Source organism: Collinsella aerofaciens, assembly GCF_015548375.1.
GTDB lineage: Bacteria > Actinomycetota > Coriobacteriia > Coriobacteriales > Coriobacteriaceae > Collinsella > Collinsella aerofaciens_AB.
In genome coordinates, this window is record NZ_JADMWW010000053.1 from 1 (window position 1) to 1,606 (window position 1,606).

At 67.9% G+C, this 1,606-nt stretch carries 2 protein-coding genes; both read right to left on the bottom strand.

All coding sequences use genetic code 11. The features are described 5' to 3' along the window. Positions 1–968, bottom strand: a 968-nt coding sequence (locus tag I1969_RS10930) for a dTDP-4-dehydrorhamnose 3,5-epimerase family protein (protein ID WP_195235142.1), incomplete at its 3' end; no start/stop codon positions are given. Positions 969–1,090: 122 nt separating this feature from the next. Beyond that, the coding region (locus I1969_RS10935) for a dTDP-glucose 4,6-dehydratase (protein WP_195235143.1) at positions 1,091–1,606 on the bottom strand (516 nt) is incomplete at its 5' end.

Here is a 1,606-nt window from a genome sequence, read left to right on the forward strand (position 1 = left end):
GCCTTGGTCTGGCCGTAGACGGAAAGCGGGCTGAGGGGCTCGTCCTCGTCATGCACCTCGGCGGTGCCGTCGAAGACGTAGTCGCTGGACACGTGGACGAGGGTGATCCCGTGATCAGAGCATGTGCGGGCGAGGAGGGCGGGGCCGGTCGCGTTGGCCTTCCAGGCGGTCGCGCGGCCCTCGGCGGTCTCCGCCCTATCCACGGCGGTGTAGGCGCCGCAGTTGATGACGGTGCCGTAGAGCGACCAGTCGTACTGTGTGTAGGCGTCCGGGTCTGACATATCGAAGGTGTCGATGTCGCAGAAGTCGAAGTCCTTGGCGACGCCGCGCTCCTCCGCCAGCCTGCGCACGGCATGGCCCAGCTGGCCGTTGCAGCCGGTGACGAGGGTGCGCTTGGGCGCCATCGGGACGACGTCGGCGAGCATCGGGTGGTTGAGGTCGGCCTCGGAGACCGTGGCCTCGGCCAACGGGATCGGCCACTCGATGGCGAGCTCCGGGTCGGCGAGGTTCACGAAGGTGTAGGTCCTCTTCAGCTCGAGCGACCAGTGGGCGTCCACCAGGTAGGTGTAGGCGGTGCCGTCCTCGAGCGCCTGGAAGGAGTTGCCCACGCCGCGCGGGACGTAGATGGCCCTGGACGGGTCGAGCGTGCAGGTGAACACCTTGCCGAAGGTCTCGCTGCCCTCGCGCAGGTCCACCCAGGCGCCGAAGACCGAGCCGCGCGCCACGGAGATGAACTTGTCCCAGGGCTCGGCGTGGATGCCGCGAGTGACGCCGCGGCTGTCGTTGTAGGAGACGTTGTTCTGGACGACCCTGAGGTCCGGGATGCCCAGGGCGGTCATCTTGGCGCGCTGCCAGTTCTCCTTGAACCAGCCGCGCGAGTCGCCGTGGACGGCGAGGTCGACTACCTTGAGGCCCCCGATGCCGGTCTCGGCGACGGAGAGGTCCTTCTCGAATGCGATGTCTGCCATGTGGGAAAAGCTCCTATCGATGCTGATTAAAGGCGGGGGCGCCCGCGCGGGGACGCAGGATCATCCCCATGCCCTGCATCCCCGCGCGGGCGCCCCGCGGTGCGGTTCGCCGGAATGCAGTCTTACTGGCCCTGCGCGCGGTAGCGGGCCTCGGTGGCCTCCTTGGCGGGGCGCCACCAGGACTCGTTGGCGACGTACCAGTCGATGGTCTGCTTCAGGCCCCCGGCGAAGTCGGTGTGCGCCGGCCTCCAGCCCAGCTCGCGCTGGAGCTTGGTGGAGTCGATGGCGTAGCGGCGGTCGTGGCCGGGGCGGTCGGCGACCCAGTCGAAGTCCTCGGGGTCCTTTCCCATGGCCTCGAGGATCATGCGCAGCACGGTGATGTTGTCCCTCTCCCCGTCGGCTCCGATGAGGTAGGTCTCCCCCATGCGCCCCTTCGTGAGGATGTCCCAGACGGCGCTGGAGTGGTCCTCGGTGTGGATCCAGTCGCGGACGTTCTCGCCGCGGCCGTAGAGCTTGGGGCGCACGCCGTCGACGATGTTGGTGATCTGCCTGGGGATGAACTTCTCCACGTGCTGGTAGGGGCCGTAGTTGTTGGAGCAGTTGGAGATCGTGGTGCGAAGCCCGTAGGTGCGGGTCCA